Below are 19370 nucleotides of genomic sequence, written 5' to 3' on the forward strand. Positions count from 1 at the left end.
GCGGCCGTCGGCGACGTCGTCACTGAAGAGCACCGCGCTTCACCGACAGGTTGCATTTGCTCGCGCTGGACCGCCGTGTGGAGCACTTTGGTGTGCTTTTGTCTGCCGATGGTGATCGAGAAGGCGGTTCTCGATGGTGTTCGCATCCTCCGACGGCGAGAGCTCGGCGGAGTGTTGACGACTTCGTTCCAGCTCGGTCTGGTGCGGACGTCCGTCAGATTGGGTGAGAATCCTCCAGCCGACGTAGCAGTGGATAGAACATACTTGCTCGAGACGATCCGTCGACGGTCCGCTAGTCTATCGCCGAGCGTCCATCTCGCAGGGGACGCGTCCGGGCCTGACAATCGGTCGCAGAGCTCGCGACCGAGACGGAGGGACGTGCGGTGACCCGTTCGTTTCCTCGTGATCCCTCTTCTCGACTCGTCCGCATCTCACCTCCCGGCAATGACGCGTCCGCGACCCTCGACGTCGTGTTCGTTCATGGCCTGGGTGGAAGCATCGATACAACATGGGGCGCCGGCGAGTCGACCTGGCTCCACTGGCTCTCGGACGACCATCCAGGCGCGGTAATTTGGTCGCTCGGGTATCCGGCGGCCGCAACCAAGTGGACTGACCGCGGTAGTGGCATGTCTCTGCCTGATCGGGTCCCGACGCTGATTGATCGCCTTCGCGATAACGGCATTGGCTCGCGGAAGGTTGCATTCGTGTGCCATAGCCTCGGGGGGCTCATCGTCAAGCAGATGTTGCGCCATGCCGAGGGTGTGCAGCTGTTGGATATCCAGACGATATCTACGTCAACCATGGGTGTTGCATTCCTAGCGACACCGCACTCGGGGTCGACCCTCGCGACCTTTATCGGAACGGTTGGCCCGGCGAGGCCGACACTTACCACTCTCTCGCTTCGAGCTCACTGTTCTCATCTCGAGGAACTCGGAAACTGGTATAGGCAGAACGCGGGCGCCTTGGGAATTCAAACTGTCGCATACCGCGAGACGCGCAAAACGCGGCGATGGTTCGGAGCAGTTTTGGTTGTGAATCCAACTAGCGCCAACCCGGGCATCACCGACTGCGTCACCACACCGATCGACGCAGATCACAGTTCGATCGCCAAGCCACAAGATCGGGATGCTGACGTCTACCTCGGCATCTCCCGCTTCATCACCCGTCTGCAAGATCGAGCAGCGTCCGAACAGGATGCGAAGGCCGAGTCAGGCCTCAACAGCCTCGAGAGCGCGATCACTCCGCCAGCCGACCTCGTAGAGAAGATCCGCGAAATCGATGCAATGAAGGACATGGGTCTGATCACTTCCGGCGAAGTTGCGGAAGTTCGAACTGGCATACTGTACAAGCACTACGGGATTCTTCAATGAACTGGCCCCTGACCAACGGCAGCATGCCTTCGATCCGCGCTCAGCGCTGGGACACGTTCGTATCCTTCGCCCAAGAAGATCAATCGATCGCTGATCTGCTCATCCACCAGCTGCGAAGTGGCGGGACATCGGTCTGGCAGCCGGATGGAACTTCTAGTTCCATGGTTAGTGAATCAACCGCGGAAGCCGTCTATTCGTCCGGATCTTTCGTCGCCATCGTCAGCAAAGCAAGTCTCCGATCCCCCGCCGTTGAGTTTGAGACCCAGATTGCGCGGTCTTTCCTGCCGGACTCGAGAATTTTCCCCGTAGTCTTAGCGGGCGCAAATCTTCCTGAACTTCCGAGTTGGCTCTCTAATCGGCATTACTTGCATCTGTCAGATGAGAATCATCTGCAACCAGTTGCGAATGCGCTGCGTATTCACATCGCCAATCTCAGCAGCCCCGCATCGAGCGTGGAACGGTTGGCGGTCCGGGGCACTATGCCTGGCCGTCGACCGCTAGCCGGTGCCGAAACGTATCTCAATCGTCTGCGGGCAAAGTCGCTTGGCGTATCGCTACTTATTGGACCAGCCAGCACCGAAAAAACGGCTTTGGCGGCGGAGTTCGTGTACCGCGAGTTCTCTCGTTACGCAGGTGTTCATTGGATCGATACGCAGTTGCGGTCACATAGGGACTCATTTGCACGGCAAATTAGGTCGACTGAAAAGGCAATGCGGGCGGGCCACCAGCTCCTTGTGATCGATAGTTGCGATGACAACCCAACGCCGCGATGGTTCGAACGGATTCTCGAACGTCACGCGGCTAAAAACCGCATTCTGATAACGGCTCGGCGAGTGCCCAATTCACCCAGACTTTACGTGGTGGGGCACGACGTACTCGATCTTGACGCAAGCTCAGTTCAAGGCGAGACCAGTGCTCAGGGCGTGCGTGCGTTCGAAGAAGTGTTGCGCTGGGCGCCGTCTGCCGGCCGAGGATGGGAGTCGATCAGCGATTCAGGATCAGATGAGTCCGCTGACGTGCTCGAACGGCTCGCGTTGGCAGCCTTCATCCCGGATCTGTGGGTCCGCGGCGACCTCCGACGTGAGGGCGATGAGGAGCTCATTTCGCTCCTCGTGGACCGAGAATTGCTCACCGCCAGCGCAAACGGAATGGAGCTGGACCCCCAGCTAATCGACCTCATCCTGGCGGCCGCATCTTCGGAAATCGTTGCGAGTATCGCACGGCGCCTCCTGGACTTGCTTCCTGCGCCGACTTCCGCGGACGCGTCAAGCCTTCTGCGCCACATTTCTCGTTTTGTCGAACGAGTGTCGATTGACGAACGCTACTTTGGCGATTCAGTCGTGCTGCTGTGCATTTGGACGGGTACAGTATGGCGAGAGTCTGGTCGCCCTCAGCAGGGCCTCGAGGCTGCTCAGTTGGCGACCTTCATGAGTCGGTTGCGGACCAAGCCTGAGACTCGACTCAGCGCGTTCGGCCTCGCCGCGACCCTCGCCGCCGACTTGGGCGACCACCATCGCGCCTCACAACTGCAGCAGGCCGCTATTGAGGAGGCCATCGAAATGCTCGGCTTCGACCATCCGCTTACCCTCGCGGCACTTGCTGATCTAGGCAATACCATGCGCCTGCAAGGACGCCACGCTGAATCAATCGCGGCCTTGTCTCATGTCCTGGCGCGCTACGGCGAAAGCGCCACCCCGTCCGATGGACGCTTGGCGGTCGAACTCAGCCTCGCGACCAGCTACCGGGAAGCGGGTCTCGTGGAGCAAGCGCTGGAAGTACTGGATAGGACGATCGTCGCGGATCCCGACTTGAAAGTCCGCGTTGACCAGGAACGAGCCGCCGCCTTGCTTGCGAGGGGGGACGTCGCCGACGTGCTGCCGTGGCTACAGGAGCGCCTTCAGGCGGCAGAGTCAGTGATCGAACGGATCGAGGCGCTAGTTCGCGTGGCCGCTGCCTACGAGAAGAATGGTCAACTCGATGCCGCCGAGCGCAGTCAAGAGGAGGCCATAGCGCTGTGTGAGGTTCATCTGGGCGCGACCCACCCGATGACGCTGGAAGCGCGACAGAACCTCGCGCTCATAGTGGGAGCGACCGGAAGAGCCGTGGATGCTTGCGACATCCTCAGAGACGTATCTACCAAGCGTGGTGAAGTGCTGGGCACGGCCCATCGGGACTATCTCGAATCAGTTGTGCTCTGGGCAGCGTCAGCAGCTCGGGCAGGTCGAGTCGATGAATCTCTCGCGCTTTACGAACAGGCGACACGTCAACTCGCCGAGACAATCGGCGAACGCGCAGTGGGCACTCTCAAAGCAAGAGAGCAGATGCTTCGGCTGCGTGTGGCGACGGCGGCGCCGGGAACACTTGAGGATCTGCGCGCCCTGGCAGCAGACGTGGAAGGCGTACTCTCGGCAGGGCATCCCATGACGTCGCGGGTGAGGAGTCTGCTAGCCAGTGCTAGCCGTGACTACGCGAGCGAGCGCGAGTGAGGCCGACGTCGGCCGCGAACCGTCACGCCGCCCGAGACGATGGGTACATCGTGCCTGTGAAAGTCAATGGAATGCTGAATCGCCGCACGCCAGCACCGCGAAAATCAAGCACCCCAAGACGAGTCAAATGGTGTCGGCGAGCAACTGGCCGATCGCGGCGCCGAGCGGGATGGGTACCGCGTTCCCGATCTGGCGCGCGATCTCCGTCCGCGAGCCAACGAATCGGTGGTCGTGGCCGAAACCTTGAAGCAGCGCGGCCTCATAGTGGGTAATTGCGCGGTCCTCCTGCGGGTGCAGATACCGCCCCTTCTCCGGTTTGAAGAACTCAGTCCGGATCGTCACCGACGGGCGATCCCAGTGAAGTCGACCCATGACATCCCCAGACCCACTCTTGTGCTTGACCCAGCAAGGCGCCATAAGGTCGGGATAAGGCTCGAGGTCCCTCCGGTTGCCGCCGGCTGGAATGACTGCAAAGCGGCGGCGGGATAGCTCAGTGTAATTGCGGCTCCAGTGCATATCTCGGGCAGCGAACTCCCCGGCGAAACGCTTCCCCCTGAACTCAGTTAGGCGCGAGCCAAGAAGCGAGTCTCGATCCGGTGCCCCGGGCACTCGCCCGAGGACGTCCCAAACCGTCACATGAGCGCTCAGTTCGCCGTTCGGCTTCGCCGCGTGGGTGGGGGCCGGGAAGCCCGGAAATCCGAGATCCCGGCGATAGCCGACAATGACGGTACGCTTCCTGCTCTGAGGTGCGCCGTAATCTGCAGCATTCAGGACTTCAGCCCGGAAGTCGTAGTCCGCGAGCGACCCACCTCGACCCGTCGCGGCCTGAAACTGCACGTACTGCGGAGATTTCTTGAACTCGGCCACGTTCTCCACGACGAAGAACTTCGGCGCAGCTAGGCGAATTGTCCGCGCGTACTCCTGCCACAGGGAGTTGCGTTCGTCCTCGACGTCCTGCTTGCCGAGACTCGAGAAGCCTTGACACGGGGGGCCACCGATGATGACATCCGCATTGGGAACCTGTTCCTGGTCGAGCCAAGTCTTGATGTCTCCCGCGTAGACCAGGCCTTTTCCATAGGTGGCCTCGTACGACGCAGCAGCCGCTAGATCCCACTCGACCGCTGCCACGACACGAAACCGATCTGAGGCTGCATGGAGACCTGCCGTCAATCCGCCAGCACCAGCGAACAGATCGACGACCCGAATCTCAGAAGGCATGATCGAAGTCTAATTCGCCCTTCCGACGCACGCGGTCGGCACGCCGGCTGAGACTGCGCTCGGCATCCCGCTAGTCTGCGATTGAGCAAGCTGAAGGGGAATGACGCCATGGCGGTCGACACCGACTCGTTCGAGATTTTCGCCACGTTCGCCCGCCAGTACGGCGTGGACGTCGCGATAGTCAGGTTCACGTCGATGCTGGGCGTTGACGCGGCAACGGCGCTCGGTCAGCACTACAGGGACAGGGTCGCGGCCGTCCAGAATCTGGATCCACCCATCTTGAGTGCGGGCGGCGAGGCGTGGTATCCCGGGCCTTCAGCGGAAGCCATCTACTGGAACCCATTGCGTACCGTGTTCGCAAAGGGAAAGGAGCGAGTCGCGCTCCCGAGTATCGACCACGCGTCAAGTGTTGTCGTGGCCCACACCCCCGACCCCAGGCGGCCCGCATTCGACTCGAAGGGGCTCGTCGTTGGCTACGTCCAGAGCGGCAAGACGACGAACTTCATGTCGGTAGTCGCAAAGCTCGCGGACGAGGAGTATCGGCTTGTGATCATCCTGGCTGGTGTACACAACGGCCTTCGCAAGCAGACTCAGCAGCGTCTGGAGGAACAGCTCCACGCTCAGAATCCCACCCGTTGGCTCCTGCTCACCGGCGCGGTCGGGGATTTTCAGCAGCCGCCGAATCCGCCCGTCACGGTGTTCAGCGACCCGACGAAAACCGCGCTCGCGATCGTGAAGAAGAACGCCACCGTATTGACCCGGCTGATCAAGTGGTTGGATACGGTCTCCGGGCGGAAGGCCCTCGAGGACATGCGGGTCTTGATCATCGACGACGAAGCGGACCAAGCGTCGGTGGCGACCGCGTCGATCAATCCCAAGATTCGGAAACTGCTTGATATCACTCCGCGTCATACCTACATCGGTTACACGGCGACGCCATTCGCCAACGTGTTTATCGACCCGACGTCGGACGACCTCTATCCGAAGAGCTTCATCCTCAATCTGCCGACTCCCAACGGTTATTTCGGCCCCGAGCGCATTTTCGGCAACGACCTCCCTTCCGACGACCCCGCAAGCGATGACGGCTTTGACATGATCCGGGTCGTTCCCGATGCGGACGTACCCATGCTGAGGCCGGTCAACCGCGCAGCTGCGCAGAACTTTCGCCCCGTCATCACGGCCGACTTGCGGCGTGCCATCCTTTGGTTCTGGCTCGCCACAGCGGCGAGGCACGCGCGAGGAGACGCCACGGCGCACAGCACCATGTTGATCCACACGGCGATCCCAGTGGCGACGCATCAAGCCTTCAAGGCACCCGTGACCGCCGTGCGAAACGAGCTATTGGACGAGCTGAGCGACCCGACATCGGCCGTCCACGCAGAGCTCCGCGACTTGTGGGACGACGAATCCGCAAAGGTGCCGGCTGAGACGTGGGACCGTGTGCAGGAGACCTATGACCAGATCGCCCCTTATTTGGCGACGGTGGTCGAGAGCACACGTGTCATCCTCGACAACTCCTATAGCCAGGAGCGGCTGGTGTACGAGGACGACAAGCCCCTCGTCGCAATCGCCATCGGCGGAAACACTCTGTCGCGTGGTCTCACGCTCGAAGGACTCGTGGTCTCATTCTTCGTGCGATCCGCAAGCACCTACGACACGCTCATGCAGATGGGCCGATGGTTCGGCTACCGCCACGGGTATGAGGATCTGCCCCGCATCTGGATGACAGCGGATCTACGCGACTTCTACCGCCACCTCGTTGCGGTGGAGCGCGAGATGCGCGATGACATCGACCACTATCAACGGCAGAATCTCACGCCGCTGGAAGTCGCGGTTCGAGTAAAGACTCATCCCTTCTTGAGGATCACCGCGAAAATGGGCGCGGCCCAGCCTGCGTATGTGTCATTCGCCGGACGCCGGCTGTACACCCGGTACTTCAGACCTGACGATGCAGGCTGGCTGGATCAGAACCTCAGGGCCGCAGATCGACTCCTCAGTGCGATCAGCGACAACGATCAAGAGACTAACGGATACGCAACTCTCTTCCGGGATGTCACTTGGAGCACTGTGCGACAGTTTCTTGGTTCCTACCAAGTACATGACGATTCGCCCGATATGGATCGCAGGCTCATGAACGACTACATCGAGCGGCAAGTCTCAGACACCCCCGCATCCCTCGAAAAATGGTCCGTTGCTGTCGTCGAGGGTCCGCCGTCCAGCCCGTCGGAAAGGGTCGAGCTAGGGGGGCGTGAATGGAAGTCCGTCATCCGTGCTCGCCTCGACGGCGAGCGATCGAAGGCTGACATCAAGACCCTGATGAACCCGCGCGACCGGGGAATCGACCTCGGCAGGACGCTTAGCGAGCTCGACGCGATGAACGAACAGCAACTCAGAGAGCTCCGAGACGGTACCCCGCTGGGCAAGAACCGCGGTCTGCTCGTCATCTATCCCATCGATCGTGTGAGTGATTCGACACGCGCACTCCGCCATCCTCTGGCCGCGGCACGACCAGTCATCGGTCTCGGCATCGTGTTCCCCGGCGAGCCGGCCACTCGGAATCAGCTTGCTGCTCAAAAGGTGGCGGTTGATCTCACGGGAGTCATCACGGAGGATCCGGCCGCCTACGAGGACGACCTCGAGGGCCCCGAAATGGATGTGTAGTGGCTGAAACGCTTACGCGAGCGATGCTGCGCGGCGATTGGCAGGTCCTCGAGTCTTCAGAGGTTGACAACTTCGCCTCGCTGCCGATCCGAGGTCTCGAAGCCGAGGGCGCACGTCTGGCGCTCGACGAGAACGGAGCTCGGCACCTGTTGGTTCGAACGGGCATTCCGGCACGAGAGTGGAGCGAAGCAGATTCTCCGCTCAAGGACGCGGTCCGCACCCTGACCTTCGGCGGGGTGCGCGAGAGCTTTCTCGATGTCCGGTGCGCCACTCCGAGACTCTTCGACGTGTTCGACGAGCTGGTCCTCGACGTACTGGAAGCGAGCGCCGGCACGGCGGATCCCGGTGCGGCGATCGATAGATCGCTTGGCCAATGGCGCGCCATGTTCCGAGCGATGAGCGTTGGCGCGTTCGGAAAGAACCGACGATACGGCTTGTTCGCTGAGCTCACAGTGCTGTCGGCATGCGTCGAACACATCGGTGCCAGCGCAATCCAAATGTGGACGGGCCCGCTGGGGCGGCCACACGACTTCGAGCTGCCTAACGGCTGTCTAGAGGTTAAGGCCGTTGCGAGCACATCGACTGACGTGACAATCCACGGATTTGGCCAACTTGCGATCGATCGGGCGACGCTCGACTTACTCGTCTTCAGCGTCGCGGAATCGGCGGACGGCAGCACCCTCGCCGAGATGATCCGGTCTATTGAGACTCGAGTTGGGGCAGGCGCACTAACCGCCGCGTTGGCGCGGATCGGATACGCCACGCCCGGACCGGATGAACGGCTCGTGATAACGGACTCGTTCGCGATCCGAGTCACCGGTCAGCTGCCAGCACTTACGGTTGAAACAGTCGATGCGTCGGCACTAACCGGAATCAGCCACGTCGAATACGCGATCCCTCTTGCGCTACTCACCGAGCACGCCGACGCGAGACCGGTCGCCGCACTGATCGCGAGTGGGATGCACCGATGAATGCGACATGGAAGTCTCAAACGTTCGACGCTGAGGGGTCGACAACAGCGGCGGGAATCCTTCGGCAACTCGGGCGGCCCAGCCTGGACGAGTTCACAATTCTGGTGCGAGAAGCCGCGCAGAATAGCTGGGACGCTCGTACAGGCGAGCTGGACGTCACCTTCTCGATACGGGTCGAGCGGATCGGTGACCGCGCGCCGACCTGGCAGCGCTTGCTCCTGCCTGGACCGCCAGGACTCTCTGTTCCCGGCTTCGACCAATCGGTCGACGCGGATTCTTGGTACCTGGTAGTAACGGATCGTGGGACCGGCGGCCTGTCTGGCCCGATCCGTGCCACCGACCGCCCTGAAGCCGGCGAGCGAAACGACTTTGTCCAGTTCCTCCGCAATGTCGGCGAGCCACGGGACACGGCACTCGGCGGCGGTACTTACGGGTTTGGGAAGGGGATCTTCTACCGCACGAGCACCGTCCGCACGATCCTCGCCGACACGCAGATCCGCAACCGCGCGGGCATCGAGCGCAGATTCTTCGGCGCTTCTCTCGGCAAGGACTTCTGGGATGAACATGGAAGGAGACACACCGGGCGACACTGGTGGGGCACGGTCAACGACGGAGTGGTGGATCCGCTCGTCGGTGAAAGTGCGACTCGAGTGGCGAGTGAGCTTGGGCTTCCGAGCTTTGGTGCAGACGAAACGGGTACGAGCATCGTCATACTCGGCGCAGACTTAGGTCTCGTGGGCGACGAGGACGAGCCGGGCTTCGCGGACCCGACCGCGCTTGGTGCTCACCTCGCGTCAGCCGTGCTTTGGAACCTGTGGCCGAAGTTCAGGAGCGTCGCCCCTGACCAGGACATCGCGATGAACTTCTCAGTCATTGTCGATGGAGTCCACATTGTCATCCCCGAACCCGCGTCCGTGCCTTCGCTTCGTCCCTTCGCGGCGTCGGCGATGTCGTTGGGCACGGCCCAGGGCAGAAGCTACCGCCGAACAGCGTCTCCGCGTATCCACGTAGGCGATCTTGCAGTGGTAGGCGGGCTCGCGCCGCACAGTGAAAGCGCGGTCGTGAGCTCCGCGCGTCCGTTCGACGGGCCCCCGCACCATGTCGCGCGCATGCGACAGGCTGGTCTCGTCGTCGACTACTTTCCGGGCCCCCCTCACCCTGACCCGCTCGCGGCATATGGAGGCGTATTTCGAGCGAGTAGCGAGGCTGATGAGTATTTCGCGGCCTCGGAGCCGCCCACCCACGATCGCTGGAACCCGGAGGGTTTGGACAAGGCCTCCCGCGCGGTAGTGGACGCAGCGCGGCGCTGGATAAGGGACGATCTCAACTCCCGCTTCGCCGCGGCCCCCGGGCAGGATTCGGAGAGCTCGTCCGGTGGCCTCGGACACGGATCCAGGCGGCTAGCGGGGCTGGTAGCCGCAATAAGTGCGACTGCGCCCGACCCAGTGGGCACCGGTTCCCCGAACCGTCGTGGTACGGGCGCCGCAGGGGCGTCGGTCAGTCGTTCGGCTGCCGCCCACGTCGTCGGAGATCCTTGGATCGATTCCTACCTCGACGGTCTAGGAGTGTTCGTGCGGGTGCGTGTCGACGATCCAACCGCCATCTCATCTATGAGAGGGCACTTCGACATCGTGCTCGACGGCGGAACCCGAGAAGCCGAAGCGCCACGCGGGGCCGATGGGCCAAGCGTGCTGGGCTGGATCGCTGCCGAAGATTCCACCTTCCGAGCCGGTGCGAGCTTGAATGAGATCGGTGATCACGGGGAGTGGATAGTGGTCGGGGAGCTGAGCGACTCGGTGGTCACGCGCTTCCGCCTCGAGCTGACTGGAGTTCCGGGTGGCGCGTGAGATATTGCCCTATCGCCCAGCACCAGAGGCGTCAGTCGACTTTCACGGGTGGCTGCTCTCCGGCTTGGATAACCCCGACCCCTTGCCTACCTACCTCGAGGGGTGGGATGCGGAAACCGACGTACGCATCGAACGACGAATTCAGTGTGATCTGGGCGCATTGCGCGCTGCCACCGGTTTGTTCGACCCGACTCCCCTCGTTGTATCAGTGAGCTGGATCAATCAGCAGTCTTACATGACGGGGTGCCTCTATCGAGAGCCGCTGTCGACGGACCAGTTGGTTCGGGTCACTTTACCTTCGGCGAAACTGGGTGGATCCATTCAGGTGATCACCTCCATATCCGTCGGCACAACTGACCAGACACGTCCCCTCGGGACAGCTAGGTGGGCGGGCTCGGTTCTCGCGCGCGACGAGCACACGCTGGTTCTTGAAGGCGGTGGACCGATGTTTCCGATCGCCGCGGTAGATTTCGCTTCAACGAAGTACTCGCCCGCCGCGAGCTTCGTTCTGCAGATTCCCGGCGATCTTGCACTGCCGGTCCTCGGAAGCGTTCTACTGCTAGTCAATACTCGGGACAAGGAACTGAGCGCTGCGCTCGCTGCAGCGAAGCCCGATCCGCGCGACACAGTGTTGCTGAGCGAACTAGAGACGTCCATCGGGGCGCAGCTCATCGCAGAGGCAGTCGCTAGACGTGGCGAGCTTGAATCGGAGGATTGGCCGGAGCAAAGCGCCGGCAAACTCCTCGCGGGCTACCTGAGCCTTGCAGACGAGCATAGGGTCGGGGAAGCAGTGGCCACAGGCGATCCCGCGGCCATCAATTCCGCATACATCGGCGCGGCCAGGGCGAGCGGATTCGGCCGGAAGATCATATGAGCACTCTTTACCCACGGCTCCCTCGCCCGATCGCTGAGAGGCTTTTCGACCAGGCAGACACGCTGACGCCCGCCACCGAGCACCCGGGGCAGATCTTCGCCCCGGTTGGGGGGAGGCGAGCGCGGCCAGAAGACCTTGCTCGATTGGGTACGCAGCTCCGCGACCTCGCAGGCGAGTTCGGCTTTCCAGTTCCACCTCTGAGGGGTTCACGGATCGAGTTCGATCGTCGGAGCGCGCAACTGATGGTCGAAGCGATGGATCTTTCGTGGAGCGAGGCTGCCGCGCACGACGTATGGTCGTTCGTCGCCTTAGTCGTGGCTCCCGACGTCACGCGTTGGCGATTCCGGCCCGACAATCGTGAACGGTGGGTGGCAACCGACCTCACCAGACACACGTGGGCGCGCGCTTGGTGGCGAGGGACGGTGTTTGGGGCGAGACCGGATCTGCTCGCGGCGCTATCAGAGAGTGACCTCAACCAGATTCTCGAACGAAGGATCATTGGCGGTGATCCGCGCCTCGCCGTCGCACTTGCGGATGCGCTGATCGCAGCGACTGAGGGTATCGAAGCGCAACGCCGCCCGTTGATCCGTGACGCCGCCGCGCGCCTCCGACGACGCCTGGCGTTCATCGATCCTCGGGCGCTCGATGACGCGGCCGTAGTCGACCTCTGCGCGACACAGATCAGTGAGTCGCTGGAGCTGCTCCCGCGAGAGCCCGACTCTCGCGACATACACGAGGAGTGAACAAGCGCTAGCGGCAGATGGGCGGCAGGTACACGTGAGGCCAGCTACGGGTCAAGAGGGGGCGTGGTCGGGCAAGCTAGCCGCCGAAATTCTGAACGCGGACCGCATCGATACACCAGTGTCTTCTGCCTCGCTCGCATAGAGTCCCGTCTGGCCTATGCCACTGCTTGAAGTGTCTCGCTGATCTGCCGGGCGATCTCCGAGGGGTCTTCATGCTCCCAGAAGCGAAGGACGGTCCATCCTGCGTCTCGGAGCGACGCATCCGTTTCGCGATCGCGTTCGACGTTTCGCCGCAGCTTTGGTAGCCAGTAGTCGGCGTTTTGACGTGGTTGCGTGCCATGAGCTGGACAGCAATGCCAGAAGCACCCATCGATGAAGATCGCAACCCGCGGTCGGGTAAACACGATGTCTGCGCGTCGCCGACCGCCGAGTGGGGCGAAGTCGACGCGGTAGCGGAAGCCCTCGGCGTGAAGGATGGTCCGTACAGCGCGCTCAGGGCCCGTGTCGCGTCCGCGATTGGACCGCATAGAGCGGGCTGTGCGTTCCGAACTGGCCCAGGACATGGCACATACGCTAACGCGACCGGAGCCATGCCAGACCGCGACGTGCGGGAATTCCATTCGGATGAGCTAGGGAACTAGACCTAGAGTCGCGATGGTCCAGAGCCCACGCTCCAGACTGGAGACGCGAGGGAATACTCCAGCGATGCACGCAGGCACCGTAGGTGGGCTGACGCCCTTTAGAAGCACCCTCCCACACTTACCTGCAAGCCATAAAAATGCCTGGATAGCCGGAAAAAAACACCCTATCCTGACGGCATGCGCGGAGGCCTCGAACGATGGAAGCGGGGTGTCGACTCTAGAGGGGTTCGACAGGCCATCGGCTATGCGCTCGAGGGCACGTGCGATGCTCATCTTCAGCGCTCCCCCGGCGTTGACGCGCTCGAAGCGTACAGTGCCGCATCCGATTCCACCGTCTCACGATTCATCGCGGCGAACGGCGTCATCACCTCGGACCAGCTCACGGCCGGCGGGCTCCGCGTCTGGCTCACCGGACACGACCCGGTCACCGGGGAAGAGCGCGGCCATCAGCGGCTGAGCCCCGACGCCGACCTGCTGCTCGACGGAACGCTCAACCACCCGAAGTCGTACAGCATCGCCGCGCTGCTGCATCCCGAACTCGCCGCCGAGTTCGAAGCGCTGCAGGACCGTCTGCGTGACCGCATCCTGCTCACGTGGCAGACGGAGCTCAATGCGCGGCGCGGGCACGGCGGGCTCATCCGCGAAGAGATCACCCGCATCGAGGTGGTCGAGCTGCAGCATCGGCGCTCGCGCGCGTTCGACCCGCACATCCACCGGCACCTCTGGCTGAACATCAAGGTGCTCGGCGCGGACGGCAAGTGGTCGAACCTCGACTCGCGCGTCGCGATGAAGCTGCACACCGTCGTCAACGCCGAAGGCGAGCTTGCCGCCCGCACCGATCCCGCCTGGATCGCCGCGCTCGCCCCGCACGGATACGCGCTCGACGACACCGGCGAGATCGGCGAACTCGCGGGCGCCGTCCGACCCGTCTCGCGTCGGTCGGCGCAGATCGAAGGCAACCGCGCGCGCCTGATCGCGGAGTGGTCGGCGGCGCACGGAGGATCTGCGCCGAGCGTGGAGGTGCTGCAGCAGATCGATCGCCGAGCGTGGGCGGTGGCGCGTCCGAACAAGCCGGTCGATCTCGACGAGGCGTCGTGGGAGGCGCGCGTCCGCGACGAGCTCGCAGTGATCGATCCGAGCCTGACCGCCCCGCGCGCACCCATTCCCGTCGCCGCGATCGATCTGGATGCCGTCGACCTGGACCTGCTCGCTGCACAGGCGGTCGTCGACGCGGACGAACGGTCCACCTCGTGCGGCGGGAGGTTCAGCCTCTTCGACATCCGCGCGGGAGCGATACGCGCCCTCTCGCGCACGGGCGTCGTCGTGGAGCGCGACCGGCTCGACGACGTGATCGCCGAGATCACGTCGCGGGCCATGCGTGCTGTGTACCGCCTGGTCGCGGCGGATACGCCGGCGCACGTGAAGGCGTTCATGGCCACCGAGACCGTGCGCGCCAAGGTGCGCCTCGCCGGCCTCCTGGACGCGCTCGCCCGCCCGGGACGCTCCCTGCTGCCGGGCGAGTTGCTCCGGCTCGCCCCGAACGCGGATCTGTCGATATTGGATGCCTCACAAGGCGTTGCCGCGCGCGCCATCGCCGGCACGGACGGGCTCGTGACGGTGACCGGCCCCGCGGGCGCGGGAAAGACGACGATGCTGCGCGCGGCGTGCGCGGCGCTCACGTCGCAACGGCGGCGGATGCTCGTCGTCGCCCCCACCCGGAAGGCTGCGTCGGTGGCGTCGCGCGAGGTCGGGGCCGCGGCAGCCAGCATTCATGCTCTGCTACTGAACCATGGCTACCGATGGGGCACCGACGAGGCGGGCGCGCAGGTGTGGACCAGGCTTCGGGTGGGAGAAGTCGACCCCGGCACGGGCGCCGTCTACGGCGGACCGACCCAGTACGTGTTGCGTTCTCGCGATCGGATCGTCGTCGACGAGGCCGGCATGGTCGACTTGCAGACGGCGAACGTCCTGGTCGAGCTCGCGATCGAGCAGCGTGTCGGGCTGGCGTTCGTGGGTGACACGCATCAGGCGTTGCCGGTCGGACATGCGGGCGCGATGGGCTCTGCGATCCGGCACGCGAACGCTACGGTCGAGCTCGACACGGTGCACAGGTTCCGCGATCCCGACTACGCGGCGCTCACACTGCGGCTCCGGGATACGGGCGATCGCGAGCGTGCGCTGGTGGTTGCGGGCGAGCTCGCCGAACACGGTCACGTCGAGCGAGTAGAACATCACGACGCGGCGCGTGAGCGGATGATCGACGCGTACTTCGACTGGCACGCGCGCGGCAAGCGGGTGATGCTGGTGTCTGGCACGAATGCTGAGGCGGATGCGATCAACGACGCCATCCAGCAGCGGCGAGTCGAAAGAGGCGAGCTCGACATTCGCGTCACCGCGTGGGGAATGGGCGAGCAGCGGATCCTCGTCGGCGACACCGTCCAGACCCGCCGCAACGACCGGCTCACGGGCGTCGAGAATCGCGCCCAGTGGATCGTGCGCGGCATCCGCGAGTCGGCCGTCGACCTCGTGTCCGTGAGCGACAGCGGCGAGGTGGCGCACGTGTCCACTGAGTACGCGCGCGAGCACCTGCAGCTCGCTTACGCCGCCACCGTGCACGGCGTGCAGGGCGACACTGCCGACGCATCGGTGGTCGGACCCGACGTCGATGTCGCGGGACTCTACGTGGGCCTCACGCGCGGGCGGCTGAGCAACGTCGCGATTGTTGTGGCGCAGACAGACGCCTCGGCCCGCGAGCGCCTCGCGGAGTCGATGCAGCGCGGCACTCCCGAGTTGACGATGCAGGATGCTCTGCGCGCGGCTCAGGCGGAGATGCGACGTGCGGCGCGGAGCGGGGAGGGGGCGATGGCCACGGGCCGGGTGGCCGGGGCGCCGAGTGCGGGACGCGGGATCGGGCTGTAGAGGTTCTCGACGATCTGATCCCCGCAGACGGAGCGCTGAAACCGTTGCTATTAGGCGCGGTCGGAACCGAGAACCGGGACAATAGCAATCGCAAGGGCCGGTTTCTCGCGACCGACCTTTCAAGGGCCACAGCTTGCGATCCGGGAAGCGCTCCGCGACCTGAACGTCATTTCGTTCATCTACGTGGAGGGCGGAGACGGCCCGATGTGGATTCGCGGCCGGAAGGGCTACACGAACTTCGCTGAGTCGATTGGGTAGCGCCCGAGCTGCGTCTCACGTGCGTTACCGCGTTGGTCGCACGACTCCCGTGGTGAACCACTGCACGAGAGTCGCGGCGAGGATGACAGCTGCCCTGGCTTCTTCGAGGGTGGCGTCCGCGTAGTCCGGCCTCCCATGCCTGCTCTCGTGCCCGCGCCAGAGGGTACGCAACATCGCCGCAAGGGTCCTCGCACCCGGAGCCTTCTCGCTGTCGCGAAACACCAGCGTCCACTTGGCGTTGTCTGCTTCGAGAATCGAGAACAGGTTGGCGAGTGTGGGTTCCGGCACCGAAGTTGGGATCACGGTTAGCGCGGCAGTCTCCACCGCGACGACAGCGTGGCCGAAGGCTACCGACGGGCGCGGGTTCACTCCGTACGCGTCTGACCACGCTTCCTGAATTTTGCGTGATGCCACGTCGGTGGCTGAAAGCACACCAGCCATCGCTTCCCTCACGCCGTTGGGCACGCGTTGCGTCAGGGCGGCGTAGGTTCCTGCGCGGACCACCGTCCACGCTGACCCGCCGTCGCTGAGCACGTCTTCGAGGGGTAGCTTCTTGGTGCTCTGGGAGACATAGTGCCTGCTGAGACCATAGTGAACGAGATTGGTGAACACGGCATCGTTAACGCCCCTCAACTGAGGCAGAACCGCGTCACGCCACTTGTGATATCCGCCAGACCTGAACCCGATGTCAGTTTTCACCGCGTTCTGAAAATCGACGAAGAAATCTGCCTTGGCCCAGCCGCCGTCAATGCCTGCCCGCTCCGACAGCCAGGGATAGATGGCCTCGCGCAGGTAGACGGGAAAATCTTCTGTCAGCACATCTTCTCGACCCGTCCGGACGACAGGTCTCCACTGCGGCTGTTCAATCACCCGCCCAGGCTATCGAGACACGAGCGGTTTCCCCTGCCGCGTCGATGTGGTGTGCTCATGGCGAATCAGGTCTGGGTCGGCGGCGTGAAGCTTGAAATCCTGTCTGGTGATGTGAGTCACTTTGATCAGGCAGTGCGAGAGCACATCGATGCGGGCGGCGGATGGCTGGCCTACAGCCAGGAACGCCATCACTACCAACTGCACATCACTGCCGGCACAGACATCGTGATCGTCTACGACCACTGACACAACGATGCCCGCTCCCACAGGGCCGCTCTGAATGGGCGTCCGATGCGTAGCGATCACCCGGGAGGGGAGCGCATCCCACCAAGGCGGGAAGCAAGAGTGCTGATGACACCTTCGCTGGACCGTGAGTGGCGTGCCGAAACTCAACGCCTTCTCGATCTCCAGACCTAGCAGTGCGACCGATCTGCGACGTCGACCCCTAGCTGCGTCTGAGAGAAGGGCGGGCCTGCTCGCTTCCGATTCCTGACCGCGGTCCGTCACGCGGCGGGGAACGCCTTCCCGAGACGGGAGTGGAGGGTGCCGACATTGATGTTCCGCGAAGCGGCCCCGGTCATCCGTTTGATGAGGAGCCTGGGCCCTAGCACGTGGATGCTATCGACGGTGAACGAGCCACCGATGAGGGGCCAGTCCGCTTCGAGGAAGCACAGCACACCAAAGACGGGAGAGGCTTCGTCGCCGGCGGCTGCGGTGACACACTCGGCCTGGGCCCGCACCCCTGCGATGAGTTTGGTGCCGTCGCGGCCGCCGATCCGGAGGTGCTCGGTGCGAGGCCGAATGAGGCCACCTTCTACGTGGAGCGCGGGGCGTTTGTTCTTGTAGCGTTTCGCGTCGATCACCCACACACCGGTGGGCCCCACGACGATGTGGTCGATGTTCGCACGAGTGCCGGGTATGCGTCGGTCGTGCAGCGTCCGGAAAGTGTCGGGCAGATCGGTGAGGCGTTGGGCGAGGAGTTCCTCGCCGATGGCTCCCTGCGCCCATGCCTGGGTGCTCTGCGGGTCGTCGGAGAGGGCCAGGATGAGCCCACCGAGCTTGGGGTGCGCGGTGCGGATACGCTGTTCCCGGTTCTGCTTACGGCGTTGGTACTCGCGGCGAGCGGAGGCTCCGGCGGTCCCCGTTTCCGGTTCGGTCGTCTCGGCCGTACATGGGCACTGTACGCAGCGCACGGTGCGGGTGCCGCGCTCGTAGACGGCGTCCGTTCCCGCATCGAGCGGTGTCCCGCACAGATGGCAGGTGCCGGCGTACCGCAGCCGCATGCGCTTGTCGTCTGGCCCCAGTTCCAGCGTCACGACGCCGACCGTACCAGCCACAACCCACCGAGTCGCTGTCTCTTTGATACACGAGCGCAGGCCCGGGGGGGCGATCCTCAAGGTCCGGTCAGGTTTGCCCAATGCCGGTTCGTATTGGCGACATTGGGTCTTGGTGGTGGCGCGGCGACGGCTAGGGTCGGAGAGATTCTGGGGAGATTCAATGACGATGCAGCCGCCTGGGTGGTATCCCGATCCGGTCAACGCCGGCCGGCAACGCTGGTGGGACGGTAACGCCTGGGGCGCTCACGTCACCAGCAACGGCACCATCTGGGTCGAGCCGTTGCCTCCGGTCGCGCCGACCACGGGACGCTCTTCCCGGCGGATGCCGGTCTGGGCGTGGGTCCTCATCGGCGCGATCGCGCTGATTCCCGTCATCTTGCTGTCGCCGGTTGTCGCCGTGATCGCGTTGGTCATCCTTATCACCGGCATCGTGGCGCTGGCGAAGGGCACCCGCACCTGGCTGCGCCTGAACTCCCGCAAAGCCGCCATCGCGGTTACGGCCTCAGCCGCCGCGGTGCTGTTGGTCACCGGAAGCGTGAGCGCTGCGGTACTTCCGAAAGCCGGCACTGGGTCCAACACGGAGGCGGCCCATTTCGCCGCGGCATCGCCGAGCAAAGCGCACGAGTCCGACGGGTCAAGCACGTCACACGCGACCCCGACGCCGACACCCACTCCGGTGGCGAGCACGCGTGAAGAGTTCGTCACCGAGGCGGTCCCGTTCACCGAGACCCGGGTCGATGACGGCGCCCTGCCTGCCGGGCAGACTCAGATCCGCACCCCCGGGCAGAACGGCGAGAAGACGCTGACCTACCGCGTTCACCTGCTCGATGGGCAGGAGGTCAGCCGGGAGCTCGTCTCGGAAGTCGTCACGACGCAGCCGGTCACCCAGGTGATCGCGAACGGGACGTACGTCGCACCACCCCCACCACCCGCCCCGGCCCCCGCGGCGCCAGCCGGCAACTGCGACTCCAACTACGCCGATGCCTGCGTCCCCGTCGACAGCGACGTCGACTGCGCCGGCGGTAGCGGAAACGGCCCCTCCTACTTCAGCGGCATCGCACGCGTCGTCGGCCGCGACATCTACGACCTCGACCGCGACGGTGACGGGTACGCCTGCGAACCCTACTAAGCCGAACACCGCCACGGTCGTTGGGTGGTGCCCATTCCGCTCGTCG

Annotated in this window: 14 protein-coding genes; 10 read left to right on the forward strand and 4 right to left on the reverse strand. The window is 63.8% G+C overall.

What is annotated here, in order from left to right; genetic code table 11:
- Nucleotides 1–383: 383 nt before the first annotated feature.
- Complete coding sequence (locus J2Y46_RS19195) at nucleotides 384–1370, forward strand: alpha/beta fold hydrolase (protein ID WP_310244592.1); 987 nt, start codon at nucleotides 384–386, stop codon at nucleotides 1368–1370.
- Nucleotides 1367–3856, forward strand: a complete 2490-nt coding sequence (locus tag J2Y46_RS19200) for a toll/interleukin-1 receptor domain-containing protein (protein ID WP_310244594.1) — start codon at nucleotides 1367–1369, stop codon at nucleotides 3854–3856. The genes J2Y46_RS19195 and J2Y46_RS19200 overlap by 4 nt, the downstream gene beginning before the upstream one ends.
- Before the next feature lie 123 nt (nucleotides 3857–3979).
- Here the strand turns inward: J2Y46_RS19200 and J2Y46_RS19205 are convergent, their stop codons facing one another.
- Complete coding sequence (locus J2Y46_RS19205; protein WP_310244595.1) at nucleotides 3980–5074, reverse strand: DNA cytosine methyltransferase; 1095 nt, start codon at nucleotides 5072–5074, stop codon at nucleotides 3980–3982.
- A gap of 81 nt (nucleotides 5075–5155) precedes the next feature.
- On the opposite strand from J2Y46_RS19205, the gene J2Y46_RS19210 reads away from it, so the two are divergent.
- The 5 genes from J2Y46_RS19210 to J2Y46_RS19230 all read left to right on the forward strand — a co-directional run bounded on the left by J2Y46_RS19210 (nucleotide 5156) and on the right by J2Y46_RS19230 (nucleotide 12170).
- Nucleotides 5156–7735 (forward strand): Z1 domain-containing protein, encoded by a 2580-nt coding sequence (locus J2Y46_RS19210; protein WP_310244598.1) that lies wholly within the window; start codon nucleotides 5156–5158, stop codon nucleotides 7733–7735.
- Complete coding sequence (locus tag J2Y46_RS19215) at nucleotides 7735–8706, forward strand: PD-(D/E)XK motif protein (RefSeq protein ID WP_310244602.1); 972 nt, start codon at nucleotides 7735–7737, stop codon at nucleotides 8704–8706. The genes J2Y46_RS19210 and J2Y46_RS19215 overlap by 1 nt, the downstream gene beginning before the upstream one ends.
- Nucleotides 8703–10553 carry a hypothetical protein gene (locus J2Y46_RS19220; RefSeq protein WP_310244605.1) on the forward strand — a complete coding sequence of 617 codons (1851 nt, stop codon included), beginning with the start codon at nucleotides 8703–8705 and terminating at the stop codon, nucleotides 10551–10553. The genes J2Y46_RS19215 and J2Y46_RS19220 overlap by 4 nt, the downstream gene beginning before the upstream one ends.
- 82 nt (nucleotides 10554–10635) lie before the next feature.
- Nucleotides 10636–11427 carry a hypothetical protein gene (locus tag J2Y46_RS19225; RefSeq protein ID WP_310244608.1) on the forward strand — a complete coding sequence of 264 codons (792 nt, stop codon included), beginning with the start codon at nucleotides 10636–10638 and terminating at the stop codon, nucleotides 11425–11427.
- Nucleotides 11424–12170 (forward strand): hypothetical protein, encoded by a 747-nt coding sequence (locus J2Y46_RS19230; protein ID WP_310244611.1) that lies wholly within the window; start codon nucleotides 11424–11426, stop codon nucleotides 12168–12170. The genes J2Y46_RS19225 and J2Y46_RS19230 overlap by 4 nt, the downstream gene beginning before the upstream one ends.
- A 155-nt stretch (nucleotides 12171–12325) precedes the next feature.
- Here the strand turns inward: J2Y46_RS19230 and J2Y46_RS19235 are convergent, their stop codons facing one another.
- Entirely contained in the window at nucleotides 12326–12790 is a 465-nt protein-coding gene (locus J2Y46_RS19235; protein ID WP_310244614.1) for a very short patch repair endonuclease, read from the reverse strand.
- Between the two features lie 198 nt (nucleotides 12791–12988).
- Between J2Y46_RS19235 and J2Y46_RS19240 the strand changes: the two genes are divergently transcribed.
- Nucleotides 12989–15730, forward strand: a complete 2742-nt coding sequence (locus J2Y46_RS19240; protein ID WP_310244616.1) for an AAA family ATPase — start codon at nucleotides 12989–12991, stop codon at nucleotides 15728–15730.
- Between the two features lie 282 nt (nucleotides 15731–16012).
- Here the strand turns inward: J2Y46_RS19240 and J2Y46_RS19245 are convergent, their stop codons facing one another.
- Nucleotides 16013–16858: a hypothetical protein gene (locus J2Y46_RS19245; protein WP_310244618.1), complete on the reverse strand. Its 846-nt coding sequence runs from the start codon at nucleotides 16856–16858 to the stop codon at nucleotides 16013–16015.
- 57 nt (nucleotides 16859–16915) lie between these two features.
- Here J2Y46_RS19245 and J2Y46_RS19250 point away from each other — a divergent pair, with 57 nt between their 5' ends.
- A complete protein-coding gene (locus tag J2Y46_RS19250) occupies nucleotides 16916–17104 on the forward strand; it encodes a hypothetical protein (RefSeq protein ID WP_310244620.1) in 189 nt (62 codons plus the stop codon).
- Between the two features lie 257 nt (nucleotides 17105–17361).
- Here J2Y46_RS19250 and J2Y46_RS19255 read toward each other — a convergent pair whose 3' ends face one another.
- Nucleotides 17362–18174, reverse strand: coding sequence for a nuclease-related domain-containing protein (locus J2Y46_RS19255; RefSeq protein WP_310244622.1), 813 nt, complete (start codon nucleotides 18172–18174; stop codon nucleotides 17362–17364).
- Nucleotides 18175–18355: 181 nt separating this feature from the next.
- Here J2Y46_RS19255 and J2Y46_RS19260 point away from each other — a divergent pair, with 181 nt between their 5' ends.
- On the forward strand, nucleotides 18356–19324 hold the full coding sequence (locus J2Y46_RS19260; protein ID WP_310244623.1) for a G5 domain-containing protein: 969 nt from the start codon (nucleotides 18356–18358) through the stop codon (nucleotides 19322–19324).
- Nucleotides 19325–19370 lie beyond the last annotated feature (46 nt).

The sequence above is a fragment of the Microbacterium sp. BE35 genome (assembly GCF_031457705.1).
GTDB classification, from domain to species: domain Bacteria; phylum Actinomycetota; class Actinomycetes; order Actinomycetales; family Microbacteriaceae; genus Microbacterium; species Microbacterium trichothecenolyticum.

What these genes read in the sequence shown, in the direction of transcription:
- J2Y46_RS19200 (WP_310244594.1), top strand. Translation starts at nt 1,367, where the DNA reads ATGAACTGGCCCCTGACCAACGGCAGCATGCCTTCGATCCGCGCTCAG.
- J2Y46_RS19205 (WP_310244595.1), bottom strand. Translation starts at nt 5,074, where the DNA reads ATGCCTTCTGAGATTCGGGTCGTCGATCTGTTCGCTGGTGCTGGCGGA.
- J2Y46_RS19220 (WP_310244605.1), top strand. Translation starts at nt 8,703, where the DNA reads ATGAATGCGACATGGAAGTCTCAAACGTTCGACGCTGAGGGGTCGACA.
- J2Y46_RS19230 (WP_310244611.1), top strand. Translation starts at nt 11,424, where the DNA reads ATGAGCACTCTTTACCCACGGCTCCCTCGCCCGATCGCTGAGAGGCTT.
- J2Y46_RS19235 (WP_310244614.1), bottom strand. Translation starts at nt 12,790, where the DNA reads ATGGAATTCCCGCACGTCGCGGTCTGGCATGGCTCCGGTCGCGTTAGC.
- J2Y46_RS19240 (WP_310244616.1), top strand. Translation starts at nt 12,989, where the DNA reads ATGCGCGGAGGCCTCGAACGATGGAAGCGGGGTGTCGACTCTAGAGGG.
- J2Y46_RS19250 (WP_310244620.1), top strand. Translation starts at nt 16,916, where the DNA reads ATGGCGAATCAGGTCTGGGTCGGCGGCGTGAAGCTTGAAATCCTGTCT.
- J2Y46_RS19260 (WP_310244623.1), top strand. Translation starts at nt 18,356, where the DNA reads ATGACGATGCAGCCGCCTGGGTGGTATCCCGATCCGGTCAACGCCGGC.